The organism is Streptomyces sp. NPDC127190, from assembly GCF_042672505.1.
Taxonomy (GTDB): Bacteria; Actinomycetota; Actinomycetes; order Streptomycetales; family Streptomycetaceae; genus Streptomyces.
On sequence record NZ_JBHXVE010000005.1, the window covers coordinates 187,996 to 204,433 of the forward strand.

General features: G+C 73.1%; 15 protein-coding genes. 6 read left to right on the top strand and 9 right to left on the bottom strand.

The features are described from left to right. Positions 1–481 precede the first annotated feature (481 nt). Genes ACFVIU_RS11140 through ACFVIU_RS11150 form a run of 3 tightly spaced genes read right to left on the bottom strand, consistent with a single transcriptional unit; the run spans position 482 to position 3,732 of the window. Positions 482–1,351 carry an acyl-CoA dehydrogenase family protein gene (locus ACFVIU_RS11140; protein ID WP_385842004.1) on the bottom strand — a complete coding sequence of 290 codons (870 nt, stop codon included), beginning with the start codon at positions 1,349–1,351 and terminating at the stop codon, positions 482–484. A gap of 51 nt (positions 1,352–1,402) precedes the next feature. Next, positions 1,403–2,539, bottom strand: a complete 1,137-nt coding sequence (locus tag ACFVIU_RS11145; RefSeq protein ID WP_385842005.1) for an acyl-CoA dehydrogenase — start codon at positions 2,537–2,539, stop codon at positions 1,403–1,405. Continuing rightward, complete coding sequence (locus ACFVIU_RS11150) at positions 2,536–3,732, bottom strand: amidohydrolase family protein (RefSeq protein WP_385842006.1); 1,197 nt, start codon at positions 3,730–3,732, stop codon at positions 2,536–2,538. The genes ACFVIU_RS11145 and ACFVIU_RS11150 overlap by 4 nt, the downstream gene beginning before the upstream one ends. A gap of 104 nt (positions 3,733–3,836) precedes the next feature. Between ACFVIU_RS11150 and ACFVIU_RS11155 the strand changes: the two genes are divergently transcribed. Beyond that, positions 3,837–5,351, top strand: coding sequence for a class I adenylate-forming enzyme family protein (locus ACFVIU_RS11155; RefSeq protein WP_385842008.1), 1,515 nt, complete (start codon positions 3,837–3,839; stop codon positions 5,349–5,351). On the opposite strand, the gene ACFVIU_RS11160 is transcribed toward ACFVIU_RS11155, so the two are convergent. Together ACFVIU_RS11160 and ACFVIU_RS11165 are read right to left on the bottom strand one after the other, a co-directional pair. Then, positions 5,335–5,847 carry an EF-hand domain-containing protein gene (locus ACFVIU_RS11160; RefSeq protein WP_385842009.1) on the bottom strand — a complete coding sequence of 171 codons (513 nt, stop codon included), beginning with the start codon at positions 5,845–5,847 and terminating at the stop codon, positions 5,335–5,337. The two genes, ACFVIU_RS11155 and ACFVIU_RS11160, sit on opposite strands and share 17 nt — an antisense overlap. Before the next feature lie 176 nt (positions 5,848–6,023). Further along, positions 6,024–6,398 carry an STAS domain-containing protein gene (locus ACFVIU_RS11165; RefSeq protein ID WP_385842011.1) on the bottom strand — a complete coding sequence of 125 codons (375 nt, stop codon included), beginning with the start codon at positions 6,396–6,398 and terminating at the stop codon, positions 6,024–6,026. A 352-nt stretch (positions 6,399–6,750) separates the two neighbouring features. On the opposite strand from ACFVIU_RS11165, the gene ACFVIU_RS11170 reads away from it, so the two are divergent. The 3 genes from ACFVIU_RS11170 (at position 6,751) to ACFVIU_RS11180 (ending at position 9,164) form a co-directional block, all read left to right on the top strand. After that, on the top strand, positions 6,751–7,326 hold the full coding sequence (locus ACFVIU_RS11170) for a sigma-70 family RNA polymerase sigma factor (RefSeq protein WP_385842012.1): 576 nt from the start codon (positions 6,751–6,753) through the stop codon (positions 7,324–7,326). Beyond that, positions 7,323–8,654: an MDMPI N domain containing protein gene (locus ACFVIU_RS11175; RefSeq protein ID WP_385842014.1), complete on the top strand. Its 1,332-nt coding sequence runs from the start codon at positions 7,323–7,325 to the stop codon at positions 8,652–8,654. The genes ACFVIU_RS11170 and ACFVIU_RS11175 overlap by 4 nt, the downstream gene beginning before the upstream one ends. 99 nt (positions 8,655–8,753) lie before the next feature. Continuing rightward, the gene (locus ACFVIU_RS11180; protein ID WP_385842015.1) at positions 8,754–9,164 is read left to right on the top strand and encodes a VOC family protein; all 411 of its coding nucleotides are present in this window, start codon (positions 8,754–8,756) and stop codon (positions 9,162–9,164) included. On the opposite strand, the gene purU is transcribed toward ACFVIU_RS11180, so the two are convergent. Both purU and ACFVIU_RS11190 read right to left on the bottom strand, forming a co-directional pair. Further along, a complete protein-coding gene (gene purU, locus ACFVIU_RS11185) occupies positions 9,161–10,042 on the bottom strand; it encodes a formyltetrahydrofolate deformylase (RefSeq protein WP_385842016.1) in 882 nt (293 codons plus the stop codon). The two genes, ACFVIU_RS11180 and purU, sit on opposite strands and share 4 nt — an antisense overlap. 86 nt (positions 10,043–10,128) lie before the next feature. After that, positions 10,129–10,629 carry a hypothetical protein gene (locus ACFVIU_RS11190; RefSeq protein ID WP_385842017.1) on the bottom strand — a complete coding sequence of 167 codons (501 nt, stop codon included), beginning with the start codon at positions 10,627–10,629 and terminating at the stop codon, positions 10,129–10,131. A 117-nt stretch (positions 10,630–10,746) separates the two neighbouring features. Between ACFVIU_RS11190 and ACFVIU_RS11195 the strand changes: the two genes are divergently transcribed. Further along, entirely contained in the window at positions 10,747–12,108 is a 1,362-nt protein-coding gene (locus tag ACFVIU_RS11195) for an ABC transporter substrate-binding protein (RefSeq protein ID WP_385842018.1), read from the top strand. A 15-nt stretch (positions 12,109–12,123) separates the two neighbouring features. Here the strand turns inward: ACFVIU_RS11195 and ACFVIU_RS11200 are convergent, their stop codons facing one another. Both ACFVIU_RS11200 and ACFVIU_RS11205 read right to left on the bottom strand, forming a co-directional pair. After that, positions 12,124–13,902, bottom strand: a complete 1,779-nt coding sequence (locus ACFVIU_RS11200; protein WP_385842019.1) for a hypothetical protein — start codon at positions 13,900–13,902, stop codon at positions 12,124–12,126. Between the two features lie 200 nt (positions 13,903–14,102). Further along, positions 14,103–15,488, bottom strand: a complete 1,386-nt coding sequence (locus ACFVIU_RS11205; protein ID WP_385842020.1) for a transcriptional regulator — start codon at positions 15,486–15,488, stop codon at positions 14,103–14,105. A gap of 278 nt (positions 15,489–15,766) precedes the next feature. Here ACFVIU_RS11205 and ACFVIU_RS11210 point away from each other — a divergent pair, with 278 nt between their 5' ends. After that, positions 15,767–16,420 carry a bifunctional DNA primase/polymerase gene (locus tag ACFVIU_RS11210; RefSeq protein WP_385842022.1) on the top strand — a complete coding sequence of 218 codons (654 nt, stop codon included), beginning with the start codon at positions 15,767–15,769 and terminating at the stop codon, positions 16,418–16,420. Positions 16,421–16,438: the final 18 nt, after the last annotated feature.

Consider the following 16,438-nt stretch of genomic DNA (forward strand, 5'->3'; position numbering starts at 1 on the left):
ACGGACCGCGACGACGATCACGACGAGGGCCACGATCGTAGCCATTTTCTGCATGGCCAGAACAACGGCCAGAGCAAGGGTCACGGAACGTGATTCCCTTACGAGACAGCATGGTTGACGTACAGTCACCCCAACAAGCGCTTCGGGCATATTCCCGCGCGAAGGAGTACGCGTGAGGCATACTGTGCGACGCTCGTGCCGGGGAGTCGAACAGGCGGGGACGGGGGTTCCGACCGCCTCGTGAGCAGCGGCGCGCACCGCGCGACCCGGCAGCGCCCCTGGGACGCCGTCGACCCGGCCCGTGCTCGCAGCCACTCGCATCCCACACAAGGTACCGGAGCGGACCGTCGACTCCGGGCCGTGACGAGCCCCGCGCAGGACACAACCCGGTATCGACGCTGAGTGATTCCGGAGCGCCACGATCCGCGACATCTTGGGCCAAAGCTTGGCCGTCGGTGCAGCCCAGCGGGGTACCGCCCGATCAGCTCACCAGCCCCTCGGCGAGCAGCTCCTCACTCTCCGTGACTCCACCGCCACGCTGGGACCGCACCCATGCCCGCTTCAGGTACAGATGCACGTCCGCCTCCCAGGTGAACCCCATGCCGCCGTGCACCTGGAGGCAGTCCCGGGCACCGCGCACGGCGGCCTCGTCGGCGAGCAGCCGGGCGGCGGCGATGTCGGCGGGGTCGGCGGTGACGGCGGCCGCGTAGACGGCGGCGCGGGCGGTCTCGGTGCGCACCAGCATCTCCGCGCACAGGTGTTTGACCGCCTGGAAGGCGCCGATGGGCTGTCCGAACTGCACCCGCGTCCGGGCGTGTTGCACCGCCAGCTCGCCCACCCGGGCCGCGGTGCCCAGCTGTTCCGCGGCGGTGAGCAGCGAGGCCTCGGGCACCGGGCCGGCGTCCGCCGCGGGCAGCCGGTGCAGCGGGGTGAGCGGGTCCACGGACCGCAGCGGCACCGCCCCGGACACCTCCCCCTCCACCGCGTCCGCCGCGTCCAGCCACTCCACCAGCCGCCCCTGTACGGCGGCCACGACCGTCTCCCCGGTGGCCGCGCCCGGCACCCGCCCGGCGGCGAGCTGCGTGGCGACGAGCGGCCCGGGCAGCAGGGCCCGCCCCGCCTCCTCGCAGGCCAGCACCGCCTCCGGCAGCCCGAGCCCCGCACCGCCCGCCGCCTCCGGCACCCGCAGCGCGAAGAATCCCGCCTCCCCGAGCGCCCGCCACAGCCCCCGGTCGAGCCGTCCCGGCACCGCCACGGCCGCCCGCAGCGCCTCCCGCCCGAACCACCGCCCCATCAGCCCCCGCACCCACTCCTGCAACGCCCGTTGCTCGCTACTCAGTTGAAACCGCACACTCCCTCTCCTCTCCGACAACCACCCGTCACCCCGCCCCCAGCGACCCCCTCATCTCCCCTTCGGCAGGCCCAGGATGCGCTCGGCCACGATGTTCCGCTGGATCTGGGAGGTGCCGGCGGCGATGGTGTAGGAGAGGGAGGACAGGCGGTCGAGGACCCAGGGGTGCTCCAGGTCGAGGGAGTCGGGGCCGAGGACGTCGGCTGCGGTGTCGTACAGCTCCTGGCGGGCGTGCGAGTAGCGGAGTTTGAAGACCGAGCCCCCGGTCCCGGGCACTCCGCCGCGCGCCTCCGCCTCGCTCACGTTCCACTGGGTCAGCCGCCACAGCGCCCGGAACTCCGCCTCCAGCCGCCCGAGCCGGCGGCGCAGCGCGGGGTCGTCCCAGCGGCCGTTCTCCCGGGCCATGGCGGCGAGCCGGCGCAGCTCCCGGCGGCAGGCGACGACCTCGCCGACGAACGCCGTGCCCCGCTCGAAGGAGAGGGTCACCATGGTCACGCGCCAGCCGTCGTGCTCGGCGCCGACCCGGTTGGCGGCCGGCACCCGCACCTCGTCCAGGAACACCTCGGCGAACTCCGCCGACCCGGCGAGGGTGCGCAGCGGCCGTACGGTGATCCCGGCGGCGTCCATCGGCAGCGCGAGCCAGGTGATGCCCCGGTGCCTCGGCGCGTCCGGGTCGGTGCGGACGAGGAGTTCGCACCAGTCGGCGACCTCGGCGTGCGAGGTCCAGATCTTGGACCCGCTCACCACATAGTCGTCGCCGTCGCGCCGCGCGCGCGTGCGCAGCGCGGCCAGGTCGGAACCGGCCTCCGGTTCGCTGAAGCCCTGGCACCACACCTGCTCGCCGCGCAGGATCGGCGGCAGCCAGCGCGCCCGCTGCTCCGGCGTGCCCTCGGCGGCGATCGTCGGCCCCGCGTGCAGCAGCCCCACGAAGTTGGCCCCCACATAGGGCGCGCCCGCCCTCTCCGTCTCCTCCAGAAAGATCAGCCGGGTGGTCGGGGAGGCGTCCCAGTGCACGCCGGCGTACCCGGCGTCGTACAGCATCCGCTGCCAGCCGAGGTCGTAGGCGCGGCGGCCGGGCCAGTCGTCCGGGGAGGGCCGGGCCGGGAGGGTGGGCAGCACCGCGCCGAGCCACTCCCGCAGCCGGGCCCGGAACTCCTCCTCCTCGGGGGTGTACGACAGGTCCGTCACCGGTCGAGGTCCAGGCCCAGCATGCGGATGGCGTTGCCCCGCATCAGCTTGTACACGGTCTCCTCGTCCAGGCCCTTCACATGCTCGAGGGCGACCTCCTTGGTGTGCGGGAACGTCGAGTCGACGTGCGGGTAGTCGGTCTCGAAGGTGGCGTTGTCCCGGCCGACGGCGTCCAGCGAGGCGACGCCGTGCCGGTCACGGAAGAAGCAGCAGAAGATCTGCCGGTAGTAGTACGTCGAGGGCGGCTCGGGGACCAGGTCCCGCACCCCGCCCCAGGCACGGTGCTCCGCCCAGACGTCGTCCGCCCGCTCCAGGGCGTACGGGATCCAGCCCATCTGCCCCTCGGAGTAGGCGAGTCGGAGCCGCGGGAACCGCACCAGCACCCCGCTGAACAGGTAGTCCATCATCGAGGCCATCGCGTTGTTGAAGCTGAGCGAGGCCTGGACGGCGGGCGGGGCGTCCGGCGAGGCGGCGGGCATCTGCGAGCTGCTGCCGATGTGCATGTTGACGACCGTCCCGGTCTCCTGGCACACCGCGAAGAACGGGTCCCAGTAGCCGGAGTGGATGGAGGGCAGCCCGAGGTGGGTGGGGATCTCGGAGAAGGTGACGGCCCGCACCCCGCGCCCGGCGTTGCGCCGGATCTCGGCGACGGCCAGCTCCACGTCCCACAGCGGGACCAGGCACAGCGGGATCAGCCGCCCCCCGCTGTCCCCGCACCACTCCTCCACCATCCAGTCGTTGTAGGCCCGTACGCAGGCGAGGGCGACCTCCTTGTCGTGCGCCTCGGCGAAGGTCTGCCCGCAGAAGCGGGGGAAGGTGGGGAAGCAGAGCGAGGCCTCCACATGGTTGAGGTCCATGTCCGCGAGCCGGGCCACGGGATCCCAGCAGCCGCGCCGCATCTGCTCCCGGGTGATCCCCTCCAGGGTCATCTCGTCCCGGTCGAAGCCGACGGCGGCGATGTTGCGCTTGTACGGGAACTTCAGGTCCTCGTAGATCCACCAGTCCGTCGGCGGCCCGTCCGGGTCCATGGTGATCTGGTAGCTGCCGCCGACGTAGGCGAGCCGGCCGATCCCGGCGGTGAGCGGCTGCGGACCGCGGTCCCGGTACCGGGCCGGCAGCCAGGTCTCGAAGAGGTGCGCGGGCTCGATCACATGGTCGTCGACGCTGATGATGCGGGGCAGTTCGCTGGTCATGGCCTCTCCCCTCCACCGGACCGGGCGCCGGACCGGCGTCATCTGATGGTCCGCCAGATAGCATGTCAGCTGACGAGTCGTCAGCCAAGCAGGGGGCAGCCGCCGTGAACGAGACCCCGCACTCGCTGAGTTCCGCACCGACGCTGTGGCAGCTGGTGGAGCGCCGCGCCCGGCTCACCCCCGACCGCCCGGTGCTGCTCCAGCGGGACCGGGTCCTCACCTTCGAGGGGCTGCGGGCTCGCTCCGAGCGCGCCGCGGCGGGCCTGTACGGCATGGGCGTACGCCCCGGCACCGTCGTCGCCTGGCAGCTGCCCACCCGGATCGAGACGGTCGTCCTCTCCCTCGCGCTGGCCCGCCTGGGCGCCGTCCAGTCCCCGCTGATCCCCTCCTACCGCGACCGCGAGGTCGGCTTCGCGCTCCGGGAGTCGAAGGCCCGCTTCTTCGCCGTACCGGGTGTCTGGCGCGGCCACGACCACACGGAGACGGCCCGCCGGGTCGGCGCGCGCGGGATCTTCGAGGCGTACGACACCCTTCCGGACGGCGACCCCTCGGCGCTGCCCGCCCCGCCCGGCGACGGCACCCCGGTGCGCTGGATCTACTGGACCTCGGGCACCACCTCCGAGCCCAAGGGCGTGCTGCACACCGACCGCTCCCTGATCGCGGGCGGCTCCTGCCTGGCCCACGCGCTGCGCCTTTCCCCCGACGACGTCGGCTCCATGGCCTTCCCGTACGCCCACATAGGCGGCCCGGACTATCTGGTGATGCTGCTGCTGTACGGCTTCCCTGCGGTGCTGTTCGAGCACTTCGCGCTGCCCGGGGCGCTGGCGGAGTACCGGCGGCACGGGGTGACGGTGGCGGGCGGCTCCACGGCGTTCTACTCGCTGTTCCTGGCCGAGCAGCGCAGGCGGCCCGGCGAGCGGCTGATCCCGACGCTCCGCCTGCTGGCGGGCGGCGGCGCCCCCAAGCCGCCGGAGCTGTACCACGCGGTGGTCCGCGAGATGGGCGTCCGGCTCACTCACGGGTACGGCATGACCGAGGCCCCGATGATCACCATGGGGGACCCCGAGGACACCCCGGAGAACCTGGCCACGACCGAGGGCCGCCCGTCGGCGGGCATGGAGATCCGGATCGTCGACGGCGAGATACGACTGCGCGGCGAGGCCGTCTGCCGGGGCTATCTCGACCCCGCGCACACCGCGGCGGCCTTCGACCCCGAGGGCTTTCTGCGCACCGGCGACCTGGGCCGGATCACCGGCTCGGGGCATCTGGTGCTCACCGGCCGGGCCAAGGACGTGATCATCCGCAAGGGGGAGAACATCTCGGCGAAGGAGATCGAGGACCTGCTGGCCGGGCACCCCTCGGTGTCCGACACCGCCGTGATCGGCCTGCCGGACGCCGAGCGCGGCGAGGTGGTCTGCGCGGTCCTCGAACAGCGCCCCGGCACACCAGCCGTGACCCTCCCCGAACTCGTCTCCTACCTCCGCGGGAAGGGCCTCGCCGTGCACAAGCTCCCGGAGCGCCTGGAGGTGGTGGACGCCCTGCCCCGCAACGACACCCTGCGCAAAGTCCTCAAGTACAAGCTCAGAGAGCGGTTCGCCGCGGCTACACGGGGACGCTGAAGTACCGGGCCAGGGCCGGGACCAGCTCCGGCTCGCCCACCAGGCCGTCGCCGTCGGTGTCCAGTGCCGCGGCGGCCGTCCGGGCGGTCTCCTCCGGCACCCCGAACACCCGCAGCGCCCGCACGGTGTCGGCGACCGTCACCCGGCCGTCCCCGTCGCCGTCCGCCACGGCCAGGGCCGCGTGCAGAAAAGGGCGGGCGATCTCGGCGAAGCGCTCGGGGCTGTCGTGCAGCCGGCGGACCGCGCCGGTGACGAACTCCTCCCGGGTGATGCGCTGGTCACCGTCGCGGTCGGCGATCCCGGCCATGCCCTGCCAGAACGCCTCCGCACCGGCGTACAGCGACTGCCCCGCGGCGGAACGGGCGGCCACGGTGAACTCGGCCAGCAGCGCCTTGGCCGCCGCACAGAAGTCCTGCCGGTCGATCCAGCCGTTGCCGTCCTGGTCGAACGTGGTGAACCGGGCGGCGATCCTGCGCTCGTACTCGATGCTGACCATGCCTGTTCGGCCGCCTTACGTGTGAAGCCTGCGGATGCCCTGGCGGCGAGCGTACGACGCGGATGACGGAAAACAGGCGGTGAACCGACGGGAAACCGGCGGTTGTGCCGGGACCGGGGGGAATTCCGAGGCCGTGGTGTGACCTTGTCGCGGAGGTGGCGGCTGTCGGGGGGGCGTCAGGCGGAGAGGGGGTCGGCGTCTTCCGTGGTGGCGGAGGTGAGGTCGGGGCGGACGTCGAAGAGGCGGCGGACGCCGAGTGCGCCGAGGACCCGGTTGACGTGTGAGCCGTCGTCCGCGCCCCGGTCGGGCAGGATCAGCCGCAGCCGGCCCTGGCAGGAGCGGATGAGGCGGCGGGCGGCGACCAGCACGCCGACGCCGCTGGAGTCGCAGAAGAAGACGTCGGAGAGGTCGACGACGAGACTGTGGTGGCCCTCGGCCACGACGTCGTGCACACGTTGGCGCAATACCGGCGAGGTCATCAGGTCCAGCTCCCCGGACACCCGGAGCACGGCCCACTCGCCCTCTTCGACGCCGGTCACGTTGAATGCCACGGCCTAGCCCCTCCGCTCGCCGGAACCCACCGGAACCGCCCAGAACCGGAAGCAGTTCCTACGCTTCTTTCCGCGCGGCTGCCCAGCGGCCGTTCCCTGAAACTTCCACTGGCAAACCACGGATGATCATCAAAGGGCTTGTTCCGGTCACTATCGATCCTGTTCGATCGGACTTGGAACGGAGTTGTACCCGGCTCGTGTGAAGGTTATGTGAAGAGGGCACTATCACCTGCGGTGCCTCGGGGGCGCGCGTGGACACAAAGGGGCGTGCGCTGTCAGAGGTGCCGACTACATTCGGGATGACGGTGCAGACACGCTGGACGGGCCGGACACGGGCGAGGGGAGGGACCGCATGGCCGGGAAGGACGTACCGCCCCGCTGGGACCGCAAGATGCAGCAGCGGCTGGCCCGCGGCGAGGCGGCCGCCCTGGGCGAGCTGTACGACCGGTTCGCCTCGCTCGTGCACGGCCTCGCGCACCGCGTCCTCGCCGACGAGTCCGCGGCCGACGCGGTCACCCGCGAGGTCTTCGCGTACGCCTGGGAACACCCCGAGACCTACGACCCCCGACAGGGCCCGATGCGCACCTGGATGGCCGCCGTGACCCACCGGCTCGCCGTGCAACGCCTGCGGGACCGGCAGGAGCGGGAGCGGCCGGAGGGCGGGGAGCCGGACCACGAGGCACTGGAGCGCACGGTGCGCCGCGCCTCGGTCGCCGCCCGCGCCGACTACATCGTCCACTCCATGCCCGCCCCGCTGCGCGCCGCCCTCGAACGGGCCTACTTCCAGCGCCGCGACTACCGCCAGACCGCCACCGACCTCGGCGTCACCGAGGACGAGGCCCGCCGCAGGCTCCGCCTCGGCCTGCAACTCCTGTCCACCGCCCACGACACCGGGACACCCCCGGGACACGGAGGTGGTGCGGCATGAGCGGCGCGGAAGGCTTCGGGGCGTACGACGGTGAGGGTCCGGAGGATCCGGAGGGGCAGCAGCCTTCCGGAGACGCCGGCCAGGTGCCGCCGGGAGACGGGCCCGGTCCGGACCGGGCGCCCCGCATACCGCTGCCCCGGGCCTCCGTCGAGGACGGCGGCCGGCCGCTGCCCGACCTCGCCGGCCAGGAGCCCGCGCCCGCCCCGCTCGACCTGCCGCACGGCGTGCTGAAGTCGCTGCTCGGCGCCTGGGCGCTGGCCGCCTGCTCGGCGGCGGAGACCGAGGCCGTGGAAGAGCACCTGGGTGACTGTGGCGCTTGCGCCGACGAGGCCCGGCGGCTGCGCGAGGCGGTCGGTCTGCTGCACCAGCCGGAGAGCCTCGACCTCGACCCCGCCTTGCGCACCCGGGTCCTGGAGGGCTGCCTGGAGCGCCGCCCGCCGCGCATCCCGGTACCCGGGTGGGCGGCGCCGTACGACGCCGAGACCGCCCGCCTGGACGCCCTGCTCCAGGACATCGGGGACGCGGAGTGGCACGCCCCGGTGCGGCTGCGCTGGTTCGAGGCCGACCGCCCGACGAGCCGTCGTACCACCGTCGCCGGGGTCATCGCCCATCTCCTCGCGGTCGACGGACTGGTCGCCGCCGCCCTCGGCCTGGCCGACCCGCTGGCCGAGTCGGCCGACGCCGGGACAAAGCCCCTGGGCCCGGCCGAGCGCACCGAGGCGTACTGGCGGGCCGCGCACTTCCCGCCGGGCCGCTCGGTGCGGGCGCCCTGGCGGGAGCAGAGCCACGCCCTGGTGCGCACGGTGGCCTTCACGGGCAGCCACTCCGGCGGCCTCGCGGTCTCCTACGACGACTTCGAACTCCCGCTGCACGACGCGCTGCTGGACCGCGCCTTCGAGTGCTGGGTGCACGCGGAGGACATCGCGGAGGCGGTGGACTACCCCTACGAGCCGCCCGCGCCCCGCCATCTGCGCGCGATGATCGACCTCGCCGCCCGCACCCTGCCGGCGGCCCTCGCCGAGCGGCGCCGCGCGGGGCTGTCCGCGCCCGGCCCGGTCCCCCATCTCGTGCCGGCAGGCGCGCCCGGGCGCAGCCTGCGCCTGGAGATCGAGGGCGCGGCGGGCGGCGAGTGGCTGATCCCGCTGGACTCGCCGGCGGCGGTGGGCTCCGCGGAGTTCGAGGTGGCCCATGTCGCCCTGGACGGCGTGGAGTTCTGCCGCCTGGCCGCGGGCCGCATCCCTCCGGAGGAGGCCGCGGCCGGCCAGCTCGGCGACCGGGAGGCGATCAGAGACGTCCTCTTCGCGACGGCCTCACTGAGCCGGATGTGACCAGCCCGCCCGGCAGGCCGTAAACAGGACCGAATCTGTCCTCTATGTCTCCTAGCTTGCTTGCGACTGCACGCCGTCGGCACAGCCAAGGAGATACCCATGGACTTCGTCTCGATCCGCATCATCACCAGCGACGTCGCACGCCTCGTGGAGTTCTACGAGCGAGCCACCGGGGCGCGGGCGACGTGGGCCACCGAGGACTTCGCCGAACTCAGGACCACGGGCGCCACCCTCGCGATCGCCGGCACCCGCACGGTCCCGCTGTTCGCCCCGGGCTCCGCCCGCCCCGCGGCCAACCACAGCGTGATCACCGAGTTCCTCGTGGACGACGTGGACCGTGTGCACCGGAACCTGACCGGCTTCGTCACCGATGTCGTCACCGAGCCCACCACGATGCCCTGGGGCAACCGGTCGCTGCTGTTCCGCGACCCCGACGGCAACCTCGTCAACTTCTTCACCCCCGTCACCCCGGCGGCGATCGAAAAGTTCGCCCGCCGTCGCGATGCCTAGGCGAAGACCACCGTCCGGCGGCCGTTGAGGAGGATGCGGCGCTCCGCGTGCCACTTCACCGCGCGCGCCAGCGCCTGGCACTCCACGTCACGGCCGATCGCGACCAGCTGGTCGGGGGTGACGTCATGGCCGACCCGCTCGACCTCCTGCTCGATGATCGGGCCCTCGTCCAGGTCGGCGGTGACGTAGTGAGCGGTCGCGCCGATCAGCTTCACGCCCCGGGCGTGCGCCTGGTGGTACGGCTTGGCGCCCTTGAAGCTCGGCAGGAAGGAGTGGTGGATGTTGATGATCCGGCCGCTCAGCTGCTTGCACAGGTCGTCCGAGAGGACCTGCATATAGCGGGCGAGGACGACCAGCTCGACGTTCTCCTCGCGCACCAGCTCCAGCAGCCTGGCCTCGGCCTCCGGCTTGTTCTCCCGCGTCACCGGGATGTGGTGGAAGGGGATGTTGTACGAGCCCACCAGCTCGGCGAAGTCGGTGTGGTTGGAGACCACGGCCGCGATCTCCACCGGCAGGGCGCCGATCCGCGCCCGGAAGAGCAGGTCGTTCAGACAGTGGCCGAACTTGCTGACCATCAGGACGATGCGCATCTTCTCGTCGGCCCGGTTGATCTGCCAGTCCATGTGGAAGGAGTCACCGATCGCGGCGAAGCTCGCCCGCAGCTTCTCCACCGTCACCGGCGCGTCCGCCGAGAAGTGCACCCGCATGAAGAACAGACCCGTGTCGTGGTCGCCGAACTGCTGGCTGTCCTCGATGTTGCAGCCCGTCATGAACAGATAGCTGGACACCGCGTGCACGATGCCCTGCTTGTCCGGGCAGGAGAGGGTGAGGACGTACTGGTCGGCCGGGGCGGCGGCGGGCGAGGGCTGCTCGTTCATGCACTACAGGGTCCCACACCGCCGTACCCCCGTGGGCGGTCGTCCCGCAGGACGGGACGGCTGCCCGCCTGCCGGGACCGGCCCGGCTACGCGGTCCGGGTCATGATCCGCAGTACTTCCAGCGTTTTCGGCGGCGCGTCCGGGTCCTCCCCGTCGCTCGCCGACATCCGCACATGCGCGTCCCGCGCCGCCCGCACCGCCTCCGGCCACCCGGCGTGCTCGAGATAGGCGGCGACGGGGGCGTCCGGGCCGACCTGGTGCATGATCCGCAGCACCCGCAGCACGGCGGTGTCGACCAGCGCCGCCTCCTGCGAGTCGCGGAAGATGGTGCCGACGTATTTCTCCGCGGACCAGTTGTCCAGCCAGGTGTCCTCCACCAGCCGGTACACGGCGTCGGTGACGTCGCCGTACCCGTCCACGCCGGCCAGCCAGACCTCCCGCTGGAAGACGGGGTCGGAGAGCATGTGCAGCGCCGAGCGCACATTGCTGCGCCAGCGCCACCACGGCATGTCGTTCAGGGGCATGCCGCCCATGGTGGAGGAGCGACGGCCACGACGGGAAGAGTTCTCCGAACCTTGCACGGTCACCGATCGTACGTTCTTCGCACCACCGGCCACACCGGCCCCCGTAATTCACCTCGGCGTCACCTTTCGTTGACCGAGGGTCACTCCCGGGTTACCGGTGTGGGGGAATGGTGTGGGGACATGACCGGCAGGCGACATACGCGCAGCACCTTCTCCTCCCTCCGATCCCGGCCCGTCAGGGCCTCCGCCCGCGCGGCGGCCATCCTGGCGCTGTGTACCTCGTTCGCCGCCGGGTGCGGGGTCGTCCCCGGTGCCACGGGGGGCTCCGGGGACGACCCGGTCAAGGTGATGACCTGGGCGCCGGAGAACACGGACGCGACCAACAAGCCGGGCATGCCCGCGATGGCCCGCGCCTACGCCAAGTGGATCAACGCCCACGGCGGGATCGCGGGACACCAGCTCGAGGTCCTGACCTGCAACGACCACAACGACTCCGTCGGTGCGGCGAAGTGCGCCCGGCGCGCGGCGGACGAGGACGTGGTCGCGGTCGTCGGCTCCTACAGCCAGTTCGGCGACTCCTACCTCGCCCCGCTGGAGGGCGCCGGCATCCCCTACATCGGCGGCTACGGCGTCACCAACGACGAGTTCACCGGCCCGATGTCGTACCCGGTCAACGGCGGCCAGCCCGCCCTGCTCGCCGGTCTCGGCAAGGCCCTCTCGGCCGTCTGCGGGCAGGTCTCCCTGGTCCGCCCCGACAGCATCGCCGGCGACGAACTGCCCACGCTGCTGAACTCCGGCCTGAAGGCGGGCGGGCACCGCGACGCCGTCGACCAGCTCGCGCCCGAGGACGCCACCGAGTACGGCGACCAGGCCGCGCAGGCGCTGCGCTCCGCGACGAAGGACACGGCCACCACGATTGCCACGGGGACGACCGGCCTGGCGAAGAAGGGCTGTGTGGTGCCCGCGCTCGGGGACCGCACGGACACCTTCATGGACTCCTTCCGGCGCAGCCGCGAGAACTTCCCCGAGGTACGGACCGCGACCGTGCTCGGCAGCGTCGACCAGACGGTGATCGACGCCACGGGCGGGACGGGCGGGCCGTACGAGGGGGCGTACATCACCGGCTGGTACCCGCCGGCGTCCGACGCCCGCTGGGCCACCATGAAGAAGGTGATCAACGAGGAGGCCTTCGGCGACAACCGCATCGACCCCGCGGACGCCGGAGTGCAGACCACCTGGATCGCCTACACCGTGCTCAAGGCCGTCCTGGAGCGGATCGGCTCCGGCGAGGTCAGCGCCGACACCGTGCGGCACACCCTCGACGGCGGCCTGCGGGTGTCCACCGGCGGCCTCACCCCGGCCCTGCACTGGCCCTACCAGGGCAAGCTCGCCTCGGTCGGCTTCCCGCGCCTGGTCAACGCCGATGTGACCCTCCAGGTGGTCCGGGGCGGCCGGCTGGTCGCGGCCCGGGGCGCCCTCGGCGGCACCGGCAGCGGCACCGCCGACGTGACCCGGATCCTGGCGGACGCGGACATCCAGTGACGCCCGCGCCCGGCGTCAGAGCTGGGTGGGCTGGCGCTGGGTCAGGCCGTACTTCCGGGCGATCGCGTTCCACAGCGCCGCCGCCTTGGTCTTCTGCACGCTGGCGGTGCCGCTCTCCTTGTTGGCCGCCTGGGTCTGCCCGGTGACCCGGGCATGGCCCTTGTGGCAGCCCTTGCGGCCCTTGGCCTGGTCGGCCCAGGCCGCGTAGTGGTCGTCGGCCGCCGCCGACGCCTGCCAGGCCTTGGTCAGCGCGTCGGTGAGCTGTCCGTTCGCCGGCAGCTTGTCCACGGACAGCTTGCCGAGCCGGGTGACCAGCCCGGTGCGCTGCTTGGCCGCGTCCCGCAGGTCGGAGGCGGCCTGGTCCAGGTTGTCGCAGCGGCGGACGTCGCCCACCGCCTGGATCACCGAGGCGCGGCTGCTGCCGCTGTCGGCGAGCAGCTTGTCCAGCTCGACCGCCTGGGCCCGGGCCGGGTCGGCGGACGGCGAGGCGGATCCCTGGGTGGCCGGGGAGGCGGCGGCGACGGTCTTGTCGTCGTTGCCCTGGCTCTTGTCGCCCCCGCCGCCGCTCAGCAGCGCACCGGCGCCCACACCCACGACGACGAGGCCGACCCCGATCGCCGCGATGAGCGGCACCCGCGACCGCCCGCGCGGCCGGTCGTCCCTGTCGTGCGCCGCGTCGTACGACGGCTGCGCCGGGCTGTACGACGAGGGGCCCGGGCCGTACGACGAGGGGGCCGGGCCGTACGACGAGGGGGCCGGGCCGGGGTAGGCGTCCGGCTGCTGGACGAGCGGGAGCTGCTGGGTGGAGCCCGCCGGACCGTCACCGCCGCCCGGGCCGCTGCGGAAGAGGCTGTCGAACTCGGCCGGCGGCTGCCGGTCCCCGTCGGCCTGCGCCGCCGCGGCGAACGGCGGGATGTACTGGGTGGCCTCCGCGTCCGACGACCCGGGAGCGGGCGCCGACTGCGGGATCGCGCGCCCCAGGTACCGGGTCTCCTCGGCGCCCGACTCGGCCGGCAGCGCGCCCGAGGCGGCCGGCGGGACCGGCGGTATGTACTGGGTGGCGCCCTCGTCGGCCGGCGCCGGAGCTGCGGGGATCGGCGGCAGGTACTGGGTGGCGGCCTCGCCCCCGGGCGCACCGGGCACGCCCGGAATGCCGGGCAGGCCGGAGCCCACCGGGCCGCCCGGGACGGGCGGCAGGTACTGGGTGGCCGCGTCGGCGGCGGGCGGCAGCGGGGCGCCCGCGGCCGGATGGGCGGGCGGCAGCGGCCCGGCCGACCCCTGCGCCGCCGGGTGGGGCTGCCCGCCCTGCTGGTACGGGTCCTCGTGCTGACCCTGCTGGTACGAGTCCTGCTGCCCGCCCTGCTGGTACGAGTCCTGCCGCGGACCCTGCTGGTAGGGGTCCTGCTGCGGGTACTGGCCCTGCTGGGCGTACGGTCCGGCCGCCGCGCCGTATCCGGCGTCCTGACCGCCGTAGGAGTACCCCTGGCCGCCGTACGACGGTGCCGGGGCGCCCTCGGGCGGCAGCGGGCCGGGGTGGGCCGCGGCCGGCGGCTGCTCGGGGCCGGCCGGGGCCTCCCACTGCTGGTCGGCCGCCGGGGGCCAGCCCTCACCCGGCTGCGGCGTCTGCTGCCCGGGGCCCCACTGCCCGCTCCAGGCCTGCCCGCCGGCCGGTGCCGTCGGGGCGGGTGCGCCGGCCATGCCCGGCAGCAACGGCTCGCCTCCGTCGGAGGGCAGCACGATGCCTTCGCGCGCTTGCCGCGCCGAGGGCTCCTCGCCCTGTCCACTCTGCGTCACCGGGACTCCTACCAATGGGGGACCTTGTGAATCGTCGGCTCACGCTACCGGGTCCCCCGAGCCGGGTGCTACGCAGCTCAGGGCGCAACCTTGGGGCCTGTGACGGCCGCAACACCACCGCCCCGCGATCCCGCTCCCGGGCACCGCACGCGCACCCGGGCGGTGTTGGCCGTGCGTTCACGCAATCGCGGGGCGGGTGTTCACGCTGCCTGCTGGAGGTCGAGGCGCGCCCCGAACTCCCGTACCACCGCCTCTTCCCGGAACGGGGCCAGCCGCTGCTGAAGGTCGTCCAGATACTCCGCGCCCCGGGTGGAGCGGAGGTTCTCCAGCAGTTCCACCGCCTTCAGTCCGGTCGCGCAGGCCTGTTCGACCTCGCGCTGCTGCACCTGGGCCGTGGCGAGCAGCACATAGCCGATGGCGCGCCGGCGGGCCCGGGACTCGGGGTGCCCGGCCAGCGACTGCTCGGCGTACCGGGCGGCCTGCTCGGGCTGGCCGAGGTCGCGGTGGCAGTGGGCCAACTCGTCGGCGAGGTAGGCCTCGTCGAAATGCCGGATCCACACCGGGTCGTCCCCCGAGTCGGGGTCCACCCGCTCCATCGCCGCGACCGCGCGTCCGGTGCACGCCTGCGCCGCGCGCGCGTCGCCGAGCAGCGCGTGCCCGCGTGCCTCGGCGGCGTGGAACATCGCCTCCGCGCGCGGGGTCACCTGTCCGCGCGCCCCTTCCTGCGCGGCCCGCGCCAACTGCGCGATCTCGCGCGGGTTCCCGAGCTGTGCGGCGAGATGGCTCATGGAGGCGGCCAGCACATACCCGCCGTAGCCGCGGTCGCCGGCGGCCTGGGCGAGCCGCAGCGACTGGATGTAGTACCGCTGGGCCAGGCCGGGTTGCCCGGTGTCGACGGCCATGTACCCGGCCAGCTCCGTCAACCGGGCCACGGCGGCGAAGAGTTCCCGCCCGACCGCCTCCCGGTAGGAGCCCGCGAGCAGCCCGGAGACGACGCTGTTGAGGTAGTGCACGACCACCGGGCGCACATGCCCGCTGCCGAACTGGTGGTCCAGGTCGGTCAGCGCCTGGGTCATGGACCGTACGGCCGCCACGTCGGCCTGGCCCACGCGCGGGCCCGCCTGCCGGGCCACCTGGGCGTCCGGTGCCGAGATCAGCCAGTCCCGGCTGGGTTCGACCAGCGCCGAGGCGGCGACGGAGGAGCCGGACAGGAAGTCCCGCCGGCCCACGTCGCTGCGCCACAGCTCACAGACCTGCTCGATGGCCCCCAGCACCGTCGGCGAGAACTGGAGACCGACTCCCGAGGCGAGGTTCTTGCCGTTGGCCATGCCGATCTCGTCGATCGTGACCGTACGGCCGAGCTTGCGCCCGAGCGCCTCCGCGATGATCGCCGGCGCCCGGCCCCGCGGCTGCTGTCCGCGCAGCCAGCGGGCCACGGACGTCTTGTCGTAGCGCAGATCGAGCCCGTGCTCGGCGCCGCACATGTTCACCCGCCGGGCCAGGCCGGCGTTGGAGCACCCCGCTTCCTGGATGAGAGCTTGCAGCCGTTCGTTCGGCTGCCTCGCCACGAGAGGCCTTGCGGCCATGTGCTACCCCCTGCGTTGGGAACCCTGGAGCGTGACGATCAGGCCGGTGATCCGGTTGCAAAGATCACTGCCCAGCTGACATACCGTCAATGCGTGACATATGCGGTTTGCCGGGGTAAAGGCGGACGCCCACCCCACCCCTGGCTACCCACCGCACGCCCCGCCTCCTCCTGCGCGCCCCCGTCCATGCACCCATGCGCCCCGGCTGCGGAATCGATGCTCCTCCCCCGCGCGCGCTACGGCCGTAACTCCGGGTGAGTGCGGGAGTTGAGAGGGGCGTGGAAGAGACGATCGCCGGCCCCGAAGCCGCCCAGATTCCGCAGCAGCGCGGGGAATCGCTGCTGGAAACCGCCGTACGCTACGCCGAGGAGCGGCACTGGGACGTGTTCCCGGGCACCTGGCTGGAAGCCGTCGACGGGATGCAGCGCTGCTCGTGCGACGACGCCTCCTGCCCTGCGCCGGGTGCGCACCCCGCGCGCCCCGACTGGGCGACCCAGGCGACCGGCAGTGCGACCGTCGCCCGCCGGATGTGGCAGAAGCAGCCGACGGCGTCGATCCTGCTGCCGACCGGGCGCACCTTCGACGCGCTGTCCGTCCCGGAGAGTGCGGGGTTTCTCGCGCTGGCCCGCATGGAGCGAATGGAGCTGACGCTCGGCCCGGTGACGCTCACCCCGGACCGGCGGATGAACTTCTTCGTGCTGCCGGGGGCCTCGGGCAAGGTCGCCGAGCTGGTGCGGAAGCTGGGGTGGTCGCTCTCCTCGCTGGACCTGGTGGCGCTGGGCGAGGGGGCGTACGTCGCCGCTCCCCCCACCCGGTTCGGCTCCCGAGGCGCGGTGCAGTGGGCTCGCCGGCCGACTCCGGCGAACCGCTGGCTGCCGGACGCGGAGGAGCTGATCTCTCCGCTGGCGTACGCGTGCGGCCGGGACCGGTAGGGCCTCTCTTTCGGATCT